This is a genomic window from Halomonas sp. PAMB 3232, from assembly GCF_031954225.1.
In the GTDB taxonomy this organism is placed as follows: domain Bacteria; phylum Pseudomonadota; class Gammaproteobacteria; order Pseudomonadales; family Halomonadaceae; genus Vreelandella.
The window spans coordinates 1,495,787-1,512,752 of the sequence record NZ_CP134865.1; the positions used below are offsets into that span (position 1 = coordinate 1,495,787).

14 protein-coding genes are annotated in these 16,966 nt (G+C 63.5%); 3 read left to right on the plus strand and 11 right to left on the minus strand.

The features are described 5' to 3' along the window. Positions 1 to 49: 49 nt before the first annotated feature. The 4 genes from RN346_RS06765 to RN346_RS06780 form a co-directional block, all read right to left on the minus strand. The gene (locus RN346_RS06765) at positions 50 to 952 is read right to left on the minus strand and encodes a ParB/Srx family N-terminal domain-containing protein (protein WP_311960639.1); all 903 of its coding nucleotides are present in this window, start codon (positions 950 to 952) and stop codon (positions 50 to 52) included. Between the two features lie 154 nt (positions 953 to 1,106). Next, positions 1,107 to 3,128, minus strand: coding sequence for a pyrroloquinoline quinone-dependent dehydrogenase (locus RN346_RS06770; protein WP_311962538.1), 2,022 nt, complete (start codon positions 3,126 to 3,128; stop codon positions 1,107 to 1,109). 8 nt (positions 3,129 to 3,136) lie between these two features. Then, the gene (locus RN346_RS06775; protein ID WP_263584381.1) at positions 3,137 to 3,502 is read right to left on the minus strand and encodes a hypothetical protein; all 366 of its coding nucleotides are present in this window, start codon (positions 3,500 to 3,502) and stop codon (positions 3,137 to 3,139) included. Between the two features lie 87 nt (positions 3,503 to 3,589). Beyond that, positions 3,590 to 4,549 (minus strand): AraC family transcriptional regulator, encoded by a 960-nt coding sequence (locus RN346_RS06780; RefSeq protein WP_311962539.1) that lies wholly within the window; start codon positions 4,547 to 4,549, stop codon positions 3,590 to 3,592. A 239-nt stretch (positions 4,550 to 4,788) separates the two neighbouring features. Here RN346_RS06780 and RN346_RS06785 point away from each other — a divergent pair, with 239 nt between their 5' ends. Then, positions 4,789 to 6,951: a TonB-dependent siderophore receptor gene (locus RN346_RS06785; RefSeq protein WP_311962540.1), complete on the plus strand. Its 2,163-nt coding sequence runs from the start codon at positions 4,789 to 4,791 to the stop codon at positions 6,949 to 6,951. Between the two features lie 103 nt (positions 6,952 to 7,054). Next, complete coding sequence (locus tag RN346_RS06790; RefSeq protein WP_311962541.1) at positions 7,055 to 8,134, plus strand: hypothetical protein; 1,080 nt, start codon at positions 7,055 to 7,057, stop codon at positions 8,132 to 8,134. On the opposite strand, the gene RN346_RS06795 is transcribed toward RN346_RS06790, so the two are convergent. From RN346_RS06795 to RN346_RS06820, 6 genes are read right to left on the minus strand one after another with little or no spacing between them, the layout of a single operon-like run. Beyond that, positions 8,084 to 9,301 carry a four-carbon acid sugar kinase family protein gene (locus RN346_RS06795; RefSeq protein ID WP_311962542.1) on the minus strand — a complete coding sequence of 406 codons (1,218 nt, stop codon included), beginning with the start codon at positions 9,299 to 9,301 and terminating at the stop codon, positions 8,084 to 8,086. The genes RN346_RS06790 and RN346_RS06795 overlap by 51 nt on opposite strands. A gap of 2 nt (positions 9,302 to 9,303) precedes the next feature. Next, entirely contained in the window at positions 9,304 to 10,551 is a 1,248-nt protein-coding gene (locus RN346_RS06800) for a RuBisCO large subunit C-terminal-like domain-containing protein (RefSeq protein ID WP_263584376.1), read from the minus strand. After that, positions 10,548 to 11,093 carry a VOC family protein gene (locus tag RN346_RS06805; RefSeq protein WP_263584375.1) on the minus strand — a complete coding sequence of 182 codons (546 nt, stop codon included), beginning with the start codon at positions 11,091 to 11,093 and terminating at the stop codon, positions 10,548 to 10,550. Before RN346_RS06805 ends, RN346_RS06800 begins: the two co-directional genes overlap by 4 nt. Before the next feature lie 8 nt (positions 11,094 to 11,101). Further along, positions 11,102 to 12,376 (minus strand): TRAP transporter large permease, encoded by a 1,275-nt coding sequence (locus RN346_RS06810; protein WP_311960648.1) that lies wholly within the window; start codon positions 12,374 to 12,376, stop codon positions 11,102 to 11,104. Further along, entirely contained in the window at positions 12,367 to 12,867 is a 501-nt protein-coding gene (locus RN346_RS06815) for a TRAP transporter small permease (protein WP_311962543.1), read from the minus strand. The genes RN346_RS06810 and RN346_RS06815 overlap by 10 nt, the downstream gene beginning before the upstream one ends. Before the next feature lie 3 nt (positions 12,868 to 12,870). Beyond that, positions 12,871 to 13,875: a TRAP transporter substrate-binding protein gene (locus RN346_RS06820; protein WP_311962544.1), complete on the minus strand. Its 1,005-nt coding sequence runs from the start codon at positions 13,873 to 13,875 to the stop codon at positions 12,871 to 12,873. Positions 13,876 to 13,983: 108 nt separating this feature from the next. Here RN346_RS06820 and RN346_RS06825 point away from each other — a divergent pair, with 108 nt between their 5' ends. Next, positions 13,984 to 15,015 (plus strand): LacI family DNA-binding transcriptional regulator, encoded by a 1,032-nt coding sequence (locus tag RN346_RS06825; RefSeq protein WP_311962545.1) that lies wholly within the window; start codon positions 13,984 to 13,986, stop codon positions 15,013 to 15,015. A 109-nt stretch (positions 15,016 to 15,124) separates the two neighbouring features. On the opposite strand, the gene atzF is transcribed toward RN346_RS06825, so the two are convergent. Further along, the gene (gene atzF / locus RN346_RS06830; protein WP_263584370.1) at positions 15,125 to 16,945 is read right to left on the minus strand and encodes an allophanate hydrolase; all 1,821 of its coding nucleotides are present in this window, start codon (positions 16,943 to 16,945) and stop codon (positions 15,125 to 15,127) included. Between the last annotated feature and the right edge of the window lie 21 nt (positions 16,946 to 16,966).

The window sequence follows — 16,966 nt, forward strand, 5'->3', positions numbered from 1 at the left end:
TTTGCGTCACCGATGAGCCGCGCCTCGGCACCCGCCGAGGCGCGGCTTTTTACTCGGTAAAAAACGCGTAGGTGAGCTTGCCACGAGGGGAGAGCAGCTTGTCGAGCGCCGGCTGGTCGAAGGCGTCGAGCCGGCCCATCTGCTCGGCGGTCAGGGGGCCGCTGGCCGTCTCGGCGATAACCGTGTCTGCAGGGGCGTTCACCATCAGGCGCGCCGCGTGCTCCACCGCCTCGGCGTAGCCATCAAGGCTCTCCAGATCAAAATTCGCCAGCGCCATGCGCTCTTCGAGCCACTGCCCCCAGTAGAATTCGAGAAACGGCGGCGGCGTCTCCGGCTTGTCGTAACCCACACCGCGAGTGAAATAGACCAGTGACCGGTAAGCGTCGTCGACCTGATGCGCGCGACCGAGCCGTTTGGGCAGCTCATCGACGGTAATAGGGCCAGAGGGGCTTTCGAGCCATACCTGGCGCTCGGCCTGCAGGGTGTTCCAGAACGTCTGCCTATCCGCAAGGTCGCTGTAGTCGTCGGTGATCAGCACTGGCATGCGAAAGGCATCGCCCTGCAAGGTAATGAAGTTGCTGAACGTGTGGTGGCCATCGGTCAGGTAGAACTCGCCGCCTGGGGCGATCACGGCCGTCTTCATGTCTTCGGGGTGGCTGCCTGGCGCGTCGACGCAGTCGAAGCTCGCTAGATCTTCAAGCGTTGAGGCGTCGTCGAAGCGCGCGATTTCGCTCTGGCCGGCGGTTTCGCAGTACTCGTCGAAGAGTTTTTCCCGGTCCTGGGCGAAGCGGCCCTGCTTGTAATCCATCTGGCGGTAGCCAAGCGCCGGCTGGGTAGGGCGCAGCTCGCCCAGGGTGACTGTTTCGATACGCACGGCCTCATTTTGTGCAAGGGCCGAGGCGGCTATCGGGGCAAGAGCGACGAGGGCCAGAAGTGGCAGCGTTGTCTTCATTTTTTCTCCACGTGAGGGGCGATGCGCGCCCATTGTGGTGATCGAAGATGACACTGCGTTGACGGTCAGCCGTTTTATCCTGTTTTGGCTGGTTTTTTTGGCGTTCTTATAAAAAAAGGGCGACCCGCAGGCCGCCCTTTGATGAATGCCGGCGTTACTCCGGCAGCGCGTAAACCACGACCTGGTCGCCCACGTGGTCCTTCAGGATGGTGTTACCGCCGGCCACGAAGGCCACGTACTGGCGGCCCTCATACTCGTAGACCGCCGGGTTGGCGACCACGGGGGCCTGCGCCTGGTCGGACCAGAGCTGCTCGCCGGTCTCGAGCGAGTAGGCACGCACCTTGGCATCCATGGAGGCACCGATGAAGATCAGGCCACCGGCGGTGACCGCCGGGCCGCCAATGGTCGGCGAGCCCCAGCTTTCGGGCATGAAGAAGCCGAACTGCTGAGAGGCGCCGACCGGGCCGCGCCATTTCACCTCACCGGTGGTCATGTCGATGGCCACCAGTTCGCCGAAGGGCGGCTCCCAGCAGGGCATGCCCAGCCAGTTGCGCGCTACTTCAAGACGCATACCGTAGGGTGCGCCCTGTTGAGGCGCGAAGCCGCTCTCGTTACCCGAGCCGCTGTCGGCTTCTTCGTACGCCTCGCGATCGAAGAGCTTGACGTACTGCACGATGTGCGAGGTGTTGACCACCGCCGTTTGGCTTGCCGGGTCGAAGGCCACGCCGCCCCACTGAACGCCGCCGGCGCTGTCCGGGTAGGCAAGCGTGCCTTCGCCCTCGGTGGTCGGTGGGGTATACATGCCCTCGTACCAGAGATCGTCCCAGAGCGCGGAGCACTGTCCGAAACTCACCGCGTCCGCCAGCGCCCAGATGTCGGGCTTCTCGGACTGATCGAGCAGTGGGGCGGGCAGCGTCGGGAAGGGCTGGGTAGGCGCGTAGACTTCGCCTTCCACGTTGCCATCGCCACCGGGCACCTCGCGCTCCTCGATCGGCCAGACGTCCTCGCCGGTTTCGCGGTTGACCACGAACAGAAAGCCCATCTTGGTGGCCTGCATCAGCGCGGGAATCTCTTCGCCGTCGACGGTGATGTCCATCAGCGTGGGGGCAGAGTTGATGTCGTAGTCCCAGATGTCGTGGTGCACCCACTGGCGCGACCAGACCACTTCGCCGGTGTCGATATCGAGCGCGGTGGTCGAGGTGGCAAGCGGCACTTCCTCGGTGCGGTTGCCGCCCCAGAAGTTGGGCGAAGGCGAGGCCACGGGCAGATACACGAGCCCCAGCTCCTCGTCGGCGCTCATGTGCGTCCAGACATTGGTGGTGCCACTTCGCTCGCGCATTTCATCAGAAAGTGCCTCAAACGTCCATTCGCGCTCGCCGGTGCGCGCGTTGATGCCAAACACCGTGCCCGCAGGCGCCACGCTCTCGGCCCAATCCTTGCCCGCCCAGCCGAGAATCAGCCGGTCACCCACCACCGTGGGCGGCTGCAGTAGCGACAGGGGCCAGTTTTCCGGCATGTTGTTCCAGCTATTGACGTTCAATACGCCGCCGTCGGCGAAATCCTCGCACAGCTCGCCGGTGTCGGCATCGAGTGCGAAGAGCTGAGCATCCATGGTGCCAAAATAAACGATCTTCTGGCAGGCTTCGCCTTCGACCGGATCGTCGGCCTCCCAGTAGGCCACGCCGCGGCTTTTCAGCGCCGGCTGGGTCAGCGCCTCTTGAGACGACTGGGTGTCGAACTGCCAGCGCTCCTCGCCGGTGGCAGGGTCCAGGGCAAAGACGCGATACATGGGCGTGCCGATGTAAACCGTGTCGTTGGCGAACACCGGCGTGGCGGACCAGACCGAGGGCGCGGTATCGCTGGAGCCGTCCGAGACGTCGCCGGTATGAAACTCCCAGGCCTTTTCGAGATCACCCACGTTTTCGACGTTGATCTGGTCCAGCGGGCTGTATTTCTGGGCGTTTAGCTGGCCGTGAAAGCCATCCCACACCGCACCTTCTGGTACCAGAGGAATCGGAGAGGCGGCGGCTTCACTGGCCTGTGCTTCACCGTCGGCGGGCGGCGACGGCTGGGCGAACAGCGGGAGTGGCAGCAAAAGGGTGGCAAGGCCGAGCCGGGGCAGGCTTTTCGATAACGCGTCGGTCGGGCGCAAACGATGACTATTCGTGGTCGACATAAAGCGGCTCACCGGCGGTCAGAAGTGGAAGATGACGATCGAGAAAACGTGTCGATCAAAAGCCCCAGAAGGCCCAGAATCAGCACCGCGCAGAGCCACCACTGATGCAGCAGCAGCGCGGCGAACCCGGTGCCTAAAAGCCCGATCAGCGCCAGCACGCGAAGCGCGATGGCACCGGCTCCCCGGCGCCACTTGAAAAGTAAAAGCGCGGCCACGGCAAGTGCAATACAGCCAAAAAGCGCTGTCAGCGCCCCCAGCGTTCCGGTCACGCCGGTCAGCGGCGTCAGGTAGGCGTACAGGGCAAGGCCCGCGCCCACCAGGCTTGCCACCAGTAAAATTCCAACGCCCGGGCGGCGTTTCGATGCGTCATCCATCGCGCGTGCAACTCCTGAATTGATCAATGGGTAGGCCCATGAGGCTGCCTTAGCTTAGCAAAGGTCTGGTCGAGTGTTCGGAAAAAATCAGCGGCCGCGTTGCGCCATGGCAAGCGCGCGGCGTCGATAGCCGTTCGGGGAGGTGCCGAATTCGCGCTTGAATGCCGTGGCGAAGTTGGTGGCGCTGCTGTAGCCGGCAAGGGTCGCGGCCGCTTCCACATCCGCGGCACCGCGCTCCAGCGCCTCGCGGGCAAGCGTCAGATGGTGGCGGCGTAGAAACTGCCCCAGTGCCTCGCCGTGGGCTTGATAAAAGCGCCGCTGCAGAGTGCTCAGGCTCATGCCAAGGCGTTTGGCCAGGGCTTTTTGATCGAGCCCGCGCGCCTCGCCCCGGTCGATGAGGGCCATGAGGGGGTCGAGCCGGCGCTGACGCGGCGCGGGGGCCTCGACAGGCGCAAGCGAAAGCGCCTCACCGGCCAGAAGCCGGGCAAACCCGCCAAGCATCAAACGCGTCGCCGGCGTCATGGCATCGAACCGTTGGGCGAAGAGCGCATCGCCCAGCGCCAGAAGCCCCGGTGAGGGCGTCCAGCGGCGAAGCTCGCAGGTGACGGACGACGACGCGTAGCCGTGGCGGGAAAGCCAGTGAGGTGAGAGCGACAGTGTCAAGGTGCGCTCGCGCGCGCCCACGCGCCCGGACCGCGTGAAGGCGGTTTTATCCGGCAATGTGACGATGAGCGCGCGGTCGGGCTCATCGGGCCCAAGGCGTGCATCGCACTCGCCGTAGCGCACCTGGGCGCCCCCCTCCATGACCAGCGCGATCTTCACGCCCGCCGGTAGCAGCGCCTGGCTCTTGAGACCGAAGCGGTCCTCGACATCCGCCAGGCGCAGCTTCATGCCTGGCTCAAGCTCGCTGACCCACAGGCGCCCGAGTAGCGGCGGCGCGCGCTGGTCCCAGCTGGGCGCTTCGAAGCGCGGGCGTTTGACGAGCTGCACCGAGTGTTCGTGCAGGTCGGTGGTGCTGATTTGTCCTTTATCGCCTTCGCTATCCACGTCCCTGGTCCTGTTGGTAAGCCCGCTTACCGGGTTGGCTGTTTCTGCATGGCACCGTTTACGCGTAGCAACGTTTATGCATAGCAACGTTTTCGCATAGCAATGTGACGCGCCTGCAAAGGTTAAAGGCGTTGCGAGCTGCCATAATCCGCTGCCTCGAATTTTATTGCAACGTATTCTCATTCGCAAAGAAAGCGCCGGTTGCGTGACCAATTTCAAGGGATCAAGAGAGAGCTGACATGACGTTCGATAGAGCGCGTATTTATCAAGGTGTGGCCGCCGCGGGCAGCGCTGCGCTGCTGCTGGGATGGGCACCGAATGCACTGGCCCAGGCGAGCGCCGAAGCCACACGGCTTGAGACCGTCACGGTTCAGGGCAATCACCTTTACCAGATGCTACCCTCGGAAGTGACCGGCGGTTATAGCGTCGATGCCGCCACGGTAGGCACCAAAACGCCGGCATCGCTGCGCGACATTCCTCAGTCGGTCAGCGTCGTCACCCGTGAGGCGATCGAGGATCAGAACTTCACCACCCTCGATGAGCTTGGCCGGCGCACGCCGGGGCTTCGCGTGCTCTCCAACGACAACGGCCGCTCTTCGATCTATGCCCGCGGCTTCGAGTATGACGAGTACAACATCGATGGGCTGCCCGCGCCGATGACCAGCATTACAGGGTCGGTGCCAACGCTTGCGGCGTTTGACCGGGTCGAGATCATGCGCGGGCCGTCCGGGCTTTTCAACAGCACCAGCGAGATGGGCGGGATCGTCAACCTGGTGCGCAAGCGGCCCACCCATGACCCGCAAGGGCGTATCAGCGTCGGCGCCGGCACCGACCAGCAGCGCGCCGCCCAGGTGGACGTCTCCGGCCCCATCGACGGCGATGACGGCCGCGTGCGCGGTCGGCTGGTGATCGATCGGACCCACCACGGCGAATTCGTCGATCGCAACACCAATCGCCAGAACGATATCTACGCGGCGATCGATGTCGACCTGGATGACGCGACCACTTTCGGGCTTGGCTACATTCACAACAGCAAGGACATCCGCGTCAACAACGGCCACCCGGTCGGGCCCAGCGGCGAACTACTCTACGGCTCGCGTTCGGATTTCTATGGCGCAAACTGGAATGATTTCGACAGCTATGCCAACGACTGGATCGCCGAGCTGACCCACCGCTTCGACGGCGGCGGCTTCGGGCGCCTCGCGGCGCGCTACTCCGATCGTAACGCCGGCTATAACTACGCCTTCGGCGGCAGCGCCCTGGACCAGAACGAGCTCCTGACGGTCGCCGGCATCGGCAGTCGTATCGACCAGCAGGCGGTCGCGCTGGACGCCAGCTACAGCCAACCCTTCGCCGCTTTCGATAGCGTCAGCGAGTTCGTGCTCGGCGCCGACTACAAGCGCTTCGATACCGATACCGAGTCCGGGCGTTCGCGTAGCCTGACCGGCAGCCGCGTGACCCGAGGCGAGCTCAACGAGATAAGCTACGTCGACGTGCTGGGCGCCGCGCGTGCCACCGGCAGAGGCTACGCCCATACCGATACTCGGCTGGAGGAGAGCGGCCTCTACGGCAAGCTGACGCTGCGCCCGGTGGACCCGCTCGCGCTGATCGCCGGCACCCGAGTGAGTCACTACGCCGTCGATTTCGAAGACCTGGCCGCCGACAATGACCAGGATCGCAGCGGCACCGAAGCCACGCCCTACGCCGGGGTGGTGTTCGACGTCGACGCCAATCACTCGCTCTACGCCAGCTACTCCCAGGTGTTCAAGCCGCAGACCGCCGAGGGCCCGGACGGCAACCTGATCGAGCCGCGCGAAGGCGATCAGTACGAAGTCGGCGTAAAGGGTAGCTACCTGGGCGGCGACCTCAACGCCCGACTCAGCGCCTTCCGGCTGTATGACGATAACCGCGCAGGCACCCCGCCAGATACCGGCGCAAGCTACGCAGTGCCGATCGGCAAGATGCGCATCCAGGGCGCCGAGTTCGAAGTCACCGGCAGCGTCACCGACCAGTGGGACGTGATCGCCGGCTACACCTATCTCGACACCGAGGTGCAGCAAAGTGGTGATGATCGTGAGGACGCCATCTTTCTGCTGATGCCACAAAACGTCGTCAACCTCTGGACCCAGTACGATTTTGCCGGCGAGGCGCTTGGCGGACTGCGCGTGGGCGCCGGCATGACGGCGATGAGCGACTTCAACTCGAGCAGCGGCGTCGAGGCGCCGGGCTACGCCGTGTTCGACGCGATGATTGGCTACGATTTCAACGACAACGTCAGCGGCCAGCTGAACTTCAACAATATCTTCGATCGCGAGTACTACAACCGGGTCGGCGGCGTGAACACCTTCAACATGCCGGGCGCGCCCGCCAACGTCATGGCGACCCTGAGCTACGACTTCTAACGCCCGCCCGTCAAGGCGGCTCGCTCCCGCGCGCCGCCTTTCATCTTGAGTTTTCGCCGCGTTCGTCTTTAATGGGCGCTTTGGCCACCCTGGAGGAGCGCCCATGAACCCGGCACGCATCACTCTTGCACTGGCCGTGGGGCTTGCCGGGTTTCTGACCGCGCTGGCCTCGAGTGAGGCCTTCGAACCGCGCCTGGTACGGCTGGAGGCGCAGCGCGCGCTGCCCTCGATCGACGCGTCACTCGCCCAGGAGAGCGCCGAGATCAACGCGGTGTTTCTGCACTACGCCGACACCCCCGCGCTCTGGATGAACGCGCACCTGGCGCTGGAGCGTTTTGGCTCCGCCGCCCGTGAGGCGCTGCTCGCCTATGCCTATCTTCCCGCTTTTCAGGACGTGCTGGCACGCTTCGGGGCGCAGGCGCTGTTGCCGATTGCCTACTATCGCGAACACGATGTCGCAACGCTCAAAGCCCGGCACTGGCTGGGTGAGCGCTACCGCGAGGCGAGCCGCTGGTGGAACGAAGCCGATGACACGCCGGTCGAGACCGCCGAGTGGAGCGCGGATCAGCGCGGACTGATGGGCATTGCGCTACTTGGTGAAGATGGCCACGCGCTGTTGAACCAGTTCGCGGTGGACTCGAGCGGTGACATCCACTGGCTGCAAGGCGAGCGTATCGTCACCGGAGTGGGGGACTTCTTCACTGGCGGCGTGCGCGGGCTGGAAGGGCAGTGGCGCCGCGATGAGGCGATCGGCGCGGCGGACGTCGGCTGGGCCGGGGTCGATCTCTTGCTGATGGCGAGCACGGTGAAGGTGCTGCGCGCCGGTCGCTTGGCCCGCGGTGCCCGGGTAGGCAGCGTGGAAGCCCGCGGCGCCCAAGCGGGCGCGCGCTCCGGCGCGTTTGCCGGCACCGCCCGCTTTGCCACGCTCCCACGAGTGGCGAAAGTAGCTGCCTTCACCGCCACCGCCGTGGTGGTGATCCGCCACCCGTCGCTGGTCAGCGCGCTGGGCGCCAACCTGGCAAAGTGGCTGGGCCTGCCCGCCTGGCTTGGACAGTTCGCGATCTGGCTGGTCGTGCTGCTGCCTTTATTGATCGCGGTGCGGTTTGTGTGGCGGTGGGTGCTGGCGCCGCTTTTATGGAGCCTCGCCCTGCTGATGCGTCATTCGAAACGCCCGATCAAATAGCTTCACCGCGCCCATCTGGCCGCCTTTCATGATGACGGGAAGCGTACGCCCGTCCGCCAGGTTCGCCACGCAGATGGGAACGCCGGTATCGAAAGGGCCGAGATAATCGATGCTTTTCGGCGCTATCTGGCGAAGCGCCAAACTCGAGGTATCGCCCCCGGCAATCAGCAGCGTGCCGACCGGCGTGGCCGCCACCAGCGAGGCGATCAGTTCGGCGCAGCGCTTTGCTACCTCAAGCGGGCTCATGGCGTGGGTGGTGTCGGCGTCCAGGGCGACCAGCACGCTTTGGCCTTCCTGCAAACGGCGCGCGATGCGTTCGCGATCGGGCTTTTCATTATCTGCCAGGCTGCGCGTCGAAATCGAAAGGCATTCAAACTGCCGAACGGCGGCGACCTGCTCGGCGGTCACAGCGGAGCGGCTGCCGGCAAATACGAGCAGCGGGCCGGGCAGCTGGGTGGGGGAAGGCAGCGTCCGTTGCTCGGGGTACAACGCCTGGGCGACGCTACTTGCCCCGACCCAGAGCTGGGGCATGGGCTCGGAGCTAAAACGTTGGCCGATCCGCTCGAGATCCCGCTGCTCCAGAGCGTCGCAAAGAAGTGGGCCGGCGGGCAGCGCCTGATCGCTTTCAAGGCTCGCGCGATCGAGCAGCGTGACATTTGCAAGCCCCATGGCGTCGAAATGACGGCGCAGGTCCGCCTCGTTCATGGGCGTGACCGGATGGCGCTGCATGACCGGGTGACGGTCGATGCGGTAGGTGTGGCCGTCGCTTGCCCTGGCGAAAAGAGTCCCGAAGACGCAATAGCGTCCCAGGCTCGGCTGGCCGCCGATGATCAGCGTCGTCGCGGGCTTGAGCTCGGCGCTCAGCACTCTGATCGCAACGGCGATGTTGCCGGTCGTTTCGCTGCTGTCGAAGGTGGAGCACACCTTCAGATGAAGAATATCCGGGCGGTGAGGACGCAGCTGTTCGCCCAAGCAGCGCATCTTTTGGGCAAGGCGCGATTGATCCATGCTGCGTGCCGAGGTGGCGATGCCGAAGGCGTCCAGGTCGGCCACCTCGTCCACTGTGGGGGGGGCGAGATAGAGCCGTGCTCGCAGCCCCGCGCGGCACAGAGTGGCCAGCGTATCCGAGGCGCCGGTAAAGTCATCGGCGATGAATACGTAGCGCATGGCTAGCGGCTGCCGAAAAAGTCGAGCGCCTCGGCCAGCGCCGGGCGGTGAGTGCAGGACAGCGGCTCACCGGCCTCGATGCTCTGCCAGGCTTCTTTAAGGCTTGCGACTCCCGCCGCCGCGCCGCCGGGGTGGGCTAGAATGCCGCCACCGGCAAGAAACATGAAGTCGGCACTTTGGGTCTTGTCGACGGTGAAGGGCAGCGTGCCCGCCCACTGGCCCGAGGAGAACACCGGCATCACGCGATCGTCGGTGGCGCCGAGAGGCATGAGCGACAGTTTGGCCGCCTGGGCTACCTCCTCGGTGGCGTCGGCGAACTTGCCGTTCATGCCGTGCACGTGCATGTGATCAATCCCGGTCAGGCGGTAAAGCGTCTGATAGGCGTTGAAGTCGATGCCCAGCGCCGGGTGGCGGGCGAAAGCGCCGAAACCGTTGCGGTGGCCGTGAATGGCGAGCTCCGTCGAGGCGCGCAGGGTCTGCATCGCCGAGAGCCCGCACCAGTTGAGGCTCGCCATCACGCAGTGGCCGCCCTCTCTTTGGACGTGGTCGGCGTGGCGGCGCATGGCGTCGAGCTCGTCGGTGATGTTGAACGCCACCATGACGTTGCGCCCGCTGCGCTCCTGGTAGCGTTTGAGGCGCGGCATCACCGCGCTAACCCGCGCCTCGACCGGGGCGTGAGGAAGATTGCCGGCGATTTCGTCATCCTTGATGAAATCCACCCCCGCTTCGCAAAGCCGCTCGACCAGATCGGCGGTCTCCTCCGGGGTCATGCCAATATTGGGCTTGAGGATGGTGCCAAAGAGCGGGCGCTCGAACGCCCCCACGGCCTCGCGAGTACCCGCCACCCCCAGCGCCGGCCGCGGGTAGCGGTCGCGGTACTCAGGGGTGAGCGCAATCGCCATTAGACGAAGCCCGGTCAGCTCGCCCAGATCGAACAGATTGCCGGCCACCGTTGCCGCCAGGGTCGGCAGGTTCACCCCGACGTTGTCCTCGGGGTACTCGATGTCGACCGCTACCTTCTTCCAGGGGCCGCGCACGTTTTTGCGCGCCAGATAGGCGCTGTAAAGCGTGGGCGCCTCCCGTTCCTCGAGCACTTCGAGCCTCGTCACGCGCGCCCGGAAGCGTTCACGTAGGGCGTCGGTTTCGCTCTCGAGCCTGACGAAAGTGGCGCAGCTCTGTTCACCGGCCATCATGTCTGCCACCTGATGCGGGTCGAGGGGCGTTTCCAGATGATAGGTGGCGCGAATCATTTCCGGGGCTCCGAAAGATCGGGGAAAGAACGTATTGGGTCGCTGCCGTCCCAGTTTTCTGACGCCTCACGAATCATCTCGAACATCCGTCCCTTGGGGCCGAGCACTTCGGAAAGCTCGATGACGGTGCCCGGGTGGTACTCGCGGTCGAAATAGACGAAACGGCCGTTACGGCCCACTTCGCCGCTCATCTTGACGCGATAGCCGCGAGCCTGCATGGCGGCCAGATCCGCATCAAAGGTTTCGGTCCAGAACGCAACGTGCTGCAGGCCCGTGTTACCCGCTTCAAGAAAATCGCGGTACATCGAGGGAGCATCGTTGCGCGCCTGGATCAGCTCTACCTGAATGAAGCCGGCGTTGGCCAACGCCACCGAGTTGTGCACCTCGTAATGTTCTCCTTCGTAGAGATAGTTTTCGATGGGCACGCGAGGGTTGTAGAAGAAGGGCCCCACGCCCATCACATCGGTCCAGTAGGCCATGGCTTTTTCGATATCGGTGACCACGTAACCCAGTTGGCGAAGCGCTCCAAGATATTGGCTCATGACGTTTCCTACATGACAAGGTTGGGCAACCAGGTGGACAGGGCGGGCACCAGAGTGACCAGCGCCAGGGCTGCGAAAAGTGAGAGATAAAAGGGGGCCACGCCGCGAATGATCTCCGAAAGCGGCATTTTGGTGATGATCGACACCATGTAGAGGCTCATGCCCACTGGCGGCGTCAAGAGTCCGAGCATCAGGTTGAGCACGAACACCACCCCAAGCTGCTCTGGCGCCACCCCCGCCTGCAAAAGTGCCGGGGTGACGATCGGTGCGATGATCAATATGGCCACGATCGCCTCCAGAAACATGCCCACGACCAGCAGTAGAAGATTCAATAGCAGCAGCAAGACGAGCGGGTTATCCGATACGTTCAAAAGCCACTCGCCGGCCAGGGCCGGGATGCGGTCCATGGTCAGCACCCAGGCAAACAGCGCCGCCGAGGCCACCACGAACAGCACGTTCGCCGTCGACAGCACGGTTTCACGGGTACATTCCAGAAACGAGCGCACGCTTAACGAGCGGTAGACGAGCACGCCGATCAGCAGGGCGTAGGCCGTCGTGACGCCCGCCGCTTCCGTTGGCCCGAAGTAGCCGCTGATCATGCCGCCCACCAGCAGCACCGGTGCCAGAAGCGCAGGCAGCGAAATCAGCGTTTTTCTACCCAGCGCCTCGAGACTCGGCTGCACGTCGTCCCGGGGGAGCTTGTAGTGCCTTGCCATGAGGCCGATCTGCACCATCAGCGCGATCGCCACGACAATGGCCGGAAGCACCCCGGCCAGCAGCGCCCGAATGGTCGATACCTCCGCTGCCGTTGCGAAGATGATCAGCGGTATCGAGGGTGGAAAGATCGGGCCAATCGTCGCCGCGGCGATGGTCAGGCCCGCAGCGAACCGTTTGGTATAGCCCTGTTGCTCCATCTGGCGAATCTGGATGCCGCCAAGCGCGCCGATGTCCGCCAGCGCCGCGCCGGACATGCCGGAAAAGATCAGGCTGGTGAGCACGTTGACATGGGCCATTCCGCCGCGAATGCGCCCGACCACCATGCGCATCAGCTCGAATAGATGCGTAGTGACGCCGGTCGCGCCCAATAGAGACGCTGCAAGTATGAATAGCGGTACCGCCAGAAGCGGCGTGCTGTCCAGGGTATTGATCGCTCGCTGAGCCATCACCGTGAACGGCAGGTCATAGAGAAAAATGACCGCGCCGGCGGAGAGCCCCAGGCTGACAGCCACCGGCGCGCCGAACAGCAGGCTGGCTGCAAAGATCAGCAGTAGCGTCAGGGACATGAGGGTGTCTCCCGGTGAGCCAGCCGCGAAAGGCGATGAAGCGAGACCACTGCCAGCAGTGCGATGCTGACCAGCGCCGGCATGTAGAGCCACAGGTTTGGAATGCTCAGCGCCGGTGAGGCGAAGCGCCCGGCGCGTAGCAAAAACCGGTAGAAGCCGTAGAGCGTCAGCGCGCAGAAGCCGAGGGTGGCAAGTTCACCTAATGCCAGGCATAACCTGCGTTTTACCCCCGACAGGGCGTCCGCCAGCATCGTTACCGCCACGTGCTGGCCGTGAAAGAGCAAGTAAGGTGTGGCCAGATACACCATCGAGATGCCCGCAAAGCGCGCCGCCTCGTCCGCCCAGGGAAGTCCCGTGTTGAACAGGTTGCGAGCAATGACCTGGGCGACTACCAGTACTGTGATGATGACGAGTAGCGTCATCGCGATCCCCAGACAGAGCTCGGTCAGCCGGCCAAGGCTTCGCGTCAATAGAGTGTTTTCGGTGCTCATGGCTTAGCGCGTTTCGCGAATCAGCTGGTAGAGATCGCCGTACTGCTCGTCAAACTCCTCGGCAATGCGCGCTTGAACGCGGCTTTTAAAGGTTTCTACGTCCAGCCCCTGCTCCGGCCCGACGATCTGCATGCCCGCCTCGGCAAGCGTTGCAAGGTCACTGGCTTCGGCCTCCAGCATGGCGTCGGTGGCGCGCTGGCGTACTTCCTGAGCGGCTTCGGCGATCGCTGCCTGGTTTTCTGGCGACAGCGACTGCCAGGTATCGTCACTGATCACAACGACTTGGGCGGCGCTGATGTGGCCGGTCAGCATCAGATGACTCTGCACTTCGTTGAGCTTGGCGGTGACTACGACGTTGACCGGATTCTCCTGCCCCTCGACCACGCCGGTGGCAAGCGCAGTGGGCACTTCCGACCAGTCGACGGGCACCGGAATGGCACCCATGCCTTCGACGGTGGCCATATAGATGGGGAAGGGGATCGAGCGAATCTTGACGCCGTCGAGATCCTCGGGCGTCAGAATTTCCTGATTCGCCGTCAGGTGACGGGTGCCGAAATAGAAAGCGTAAAGAAGGCGCACGCCGGAGGCCGCGGCGAGCTCCTCGTTGAGCTCGCTCATGACCGGCGAGTCGACATCCATCACCGCCATCAGGTGATCGACATCACGATAAAGGTAGGGTGTATCAAAGGCGGCGAAGGGGGCATAGAGCGAGCCAATAGCGCCGGCGGTGTTATGGGAGAGCGCAATTGACCCCGTCGAGACCGCCTCGGCAAGCTCTTGAAGCCGACCAAGCTGGGAGTTCGGGTACATTTCGACGCTCACCTCGCCGCCTGTTTTCTCCTCGATGGCCTCTGCCAGCCATTCGGCCTGCATGCCGGCGATGGAGGTGGGCGTGTGCATGTGCCCGTAGCGCAGCGTGACTTCCTGAGCCGAGGCAGTGGCAACGCTCAATCCGAGAGCGCCGGCCAGTAACGTGAGATGGCTAGTGCGTACCAGTTTGGCTAGCATTGTTATTCTCCTGCTGATGGTTTTTTATTGTTTTGCAGCCAGGCGTTTTTCACCCACCCGCAGGTTTGAGGCTAGGGCAGCTCGGGGTGCTTGGGCAATGAGGAATTCATGATGGTTTTTGATGTAAAACGCCCGCTGATTTCTGATATCGCCTCTGCCGCCGGGGTGTCGACGGCGACCGTGGATCGCGTGCTCAATCGTCGCCCTGGCGTGCGAAAGGTGACGCTGACCCGAGTACTCAAGGCCGCCGTCGAGGTGGGCTATCTGGACGCAGCGGACATGAACCGGCGGCTCGGACCCACTTTCGCCAAGGTGGTCTTTCTATTGCCTCAGGGCAGCAACCCCTATCTCACCGGGCTCAACCGCTACGTTCGCGAAATGGCCAAGCTCTCCGTCGAACCGTTGAAAGTCAGCAGCCACTTCATCGAAAGCTTCGATCCCGAAGCGCTGGTGCAGGCACTGCGCCGCTACGGAAAACCCTCGGATGTGGTGGTTTTCATGGCCATTGAACACCCCAGAGTGCGCCAGGTGATCGACGAGTTGACCAGTCTTGGTAAGCGGGTAGTGACCATCATTTCCGACTTGCCTACCTCGAGTCGAAACGCCTACATCGGCATCGATAACTTCGCCGCCGGGCGCACGGCCGCCAAAGTGATGGGGCGTTTTTGCCGCGCCGCCTCGGGAAAGGTGGCGCTGGTGGCCGCAAGCCGTGCCTACCGCTCTCACATGGAGCGCGAAATGGGCTTTCTGGCGCTGATCGAAGAGAGCTTTCCCCACCTGACGGTGATCGGCCCCCAGGAAGGTCACGACAATCGGGATGAAAACTACGTTAACGCAAGCCGCCTGTTGGCCAGGCATTCGGATATCGTGGGTATCTACAACGTGGGCGGCTCCTCCGACGGTATCGGCCGCGCCCTGCGAGAATCGAGACGAGACAAGGCGGTCTGCTTCATGGGCCACGGGCTCACGCCGGATACGCGCACCATGCTGGTGGACGGGACAATGGACATGGTCATCACCCAAAGCCCCAGCGCCATCTACGCCCGCGCGATGGAGATCGCCAGCGGCGAAATGGCTGAAACCACCGGCACCGTGGCCATGGAAATCTATTTTTCGGAGAATTTGCCCGCCGTGCGCTAGCCGGTAAGCAGCCCAGGACTCCACTACAGTCGCTTACCGGTAGGTTAGAAAGGCTCGTTATACAGTGAAAGGGACAGTGAAAGGGTATCGCTGCAACTGTATCCAGTGTTTATTTCGCTTGCTTCAACCACCCCCGCCAGCCGCCGTAATCACTCACGTCCCTGGCGGGGCCGGGCTCGTTGAGCGCGCCGGCGCTGCAGATGAAGCCGCACTTCCAGCTTCCGTCCGCGAGCTCGACCTGGCCAAGGCCCAGCGGGACGGGGATGCCCGCCAGGAAACTGCCTACGGTATCGATGGGCAGGCGCCATACTTCCACCTCGATCGCTTGGCCCTGCTCATCGCGCACCATCGCCGGGCGCGCGGGTGGCCCGCCGGCAAGGGCATAGAGCTTGTAACGCGGTGCGCTTTGGGTGCTCTCCACCTTGATACCGCCGCGCTCGGTCAACTGATGATTGAGCGGCAGCCCTTCCAGGTGCGCGCCGCAGACCACGATCTCCATGGTGCCGTTTTGAGCCGGTGTCGCCAGTGGCTCGATGGCGGGTCTCTCGATTCCGCTGGCGCCCAGCGGAAGCCGAGTGCGCGCCTCGAGTGCGCGCGCCAGCGACAAAAGCTGCAGGTCGGCGAAGGCCGGACCGAAGAGCGTCACGCCTACCGGCAACTCGCGCTCGGTAAAGCCGATCGGCACGGCCAGTGCGCTGTAGTCCAGAAGATTCATGAAGTTGGTCCAAATACCTAGGCGCGAATTGGCGCCGATCGGATCCTTGGCGACCTCGGCCTTACTCGGATGCGTGACGGTCGTCGGTGAGAGCATGACGTCTACTTGCTGGATCAACGCATCGGCCTGACGTTTGTATTCGGCTAGCTTGTAGCGAGCATCGAAGGCGTCCACCGCCAGCGGCGTTGCTCCGCCCTGGGTGATCTGAAACGTCACTGGATGCACGGCCTTTGGGCTTTCGGCCATGAGCTTTTGGATCACATGGTAGCGCTCGGCGACCCATGGTCCTTCGTAGAGTAGGCGGGCAGCGGCCAGAAGCGGAGTACAGTCGAGCTCGACCTTTTCACCGCCCAGCGCTTCAAGCTTTGTAATCGCCTGGTGCATGCCTTGGGTATAGGCCGCATCGGTCTGCCACTGTGATTCTAGCGGCACCCCGAAACGAAACGCCGCAGGCGGCTGACCGTAGCGTTGGCCCTGCACGGCGAAATCGAAGCGACGCGACCAAGCGCACTGCTCGTCGTACACCGCAGTTAGCGCCAGCAGAGCGGCGGCGTCGTCGCAGGTCAGGGTAAACAGGCTAATGGTATCGAGCGTGGCGCAGGCAGGGACGACGCCGCGGGTGCTCAGAAGCCCAAGGCTCGGCTTGACGCCGTAAAGGTTGTTGAAACAGGCGGGCACGCGCCCCGAGCCCGCGGTATCGGTGCCCAGCGCAAAGCTCACCATACCCGCCGCGGTCACCACCGCCGAACCACTACTGGAGCCACCGGGAATGAATGTCGGGTCGAAGGCGTTGGCCGGTGTGCCGTACACATCCAGCGCCCGTTCACCTACCAGCCCTGTGGCAAACTGGTCCAGGTTGGTCTTGCCCAAGGGAAGGGCCCCGGCATCGATCAACTGTTGGACCACGAAGGCGTGCTCGTCAGGCGTGTAGGCGTAGGCAGGGCTTCCCGCCGTAGTGGGTACGCCCGCCAGATCGATATTATCCTTGATGGCAAACGGAACGCCGTAAAGCGGCAACGTAGCGGGAGACTCTTCCTCTAGCTTCTGAAGGTAGGGCGTTAACTGCTCGCGGGTTAGGCGAGTGATCCAGGCGGAATTTGGACCGAGACGTTCAGCCTGGTCCAACAACTCGTCGATCAAGCTGGCAGGCGTCAGCTCACCGCTTGAATAGGCTTGATGAAGACTTTTGATGTCCAGCGGGCGCAAGGCGGTCATGAGCGGCTCCTTGGGTGATGG

Excerpts from the sequence above, each read along its gene's own strand:
- RN346_RS06825 (WP_311962545.1), top strand. The coding sequence starts at position 13,984 with ATGATGGTTTTTGATGTAAAACGCCCGCTGATTTCTGATATCGCCTCT.
- RN346_RS06770 (WP_311962538.1), bottom strand. The coding sequence starts at position 3,128 with ATGTCGACCACGAATAGTCATCGTTTGCGCCCGACCGACGCGTTATCG.
- RN346_RS06775 (WP_263584381.1), bottom strand. The coding sequence starts at position 3,502 with ATGGATGACGCATCGAAACGCCGCCCGGGCGTTGGAATTTTACTGGTG.
- RN346_RS06805 (WP_263584375.1), bottom strand. The coding sequence starts at position 11,093 with ATGAGCCAATATCTTGGAGCGCTTCGCCAACTGGGTTACGTGGTCACC.
- RN346_RS06800 (WP_263584376.1), bottom strand. The coding sequence starts at position 10,551 with ATGATTCGCGCCACCTATCATCTGGAAACGCCCCTCGACCCGCATCAG.
- RN346_RS06795 (WP_311962542.1), bottom strand. The coding sequence starts at position 9,301 with ATGCGCTACGTATTCATCGCCGATGACTTTACCGGCGCCTCGGATACG.
- RN346_RS06810 (WP_311960648.1), bottom strand. The coding sequence starts at position 12,376 with ATGTCCCTGACGCTACTGCTGATCTTTGCAGCCAGCCTGCTGTTCGGC.
- RN346_RS06790 (WP_311962541.1), top strand. The coding sequence starts at position 7,055 with ATGAACCCGGCACGCATCACTCTTGCACTGGCCGTGGGGCTTGCCGGG.
- RN346_RS06820 (WP_311962544.1), bottom strand. The coding sequence starts at position 13,875 with ATGCTAGCCAAACTGGTACGCACTAGCCATCTCACGTTACTGGCCGGC.
- RN346_RS06765 (WP_311960639.1), bottom strand. The coding sequence starts at position 952 with ATGAAGACAACGCTGCCACTTCTGGCCCTCGTCGCTCTTGCCCCGATA.
- RN346_RS06815 (WP_311962543.1), bottom strand. The coding sequence starts at position 12,867 with ATGAGCACCGAAAACACTCTATTGACGCGAAGCCTTGGCCGGCTGACC.
- atzF (WP_263584370.1), bottom strand. The coding sequence starts at position 16,945 with ATGACCGCCTTGCGCCCGCTGGACATCAAAAGTCTTCATCAAGCCTAT.
- RN346_RS06785 (WP_311962540.1), top strand. The coding sequence starts at position 4,789 with ATGACGTTCGATAGAGCGCGTATTTATCAAGGTGTGGCCGCCGCGGGC.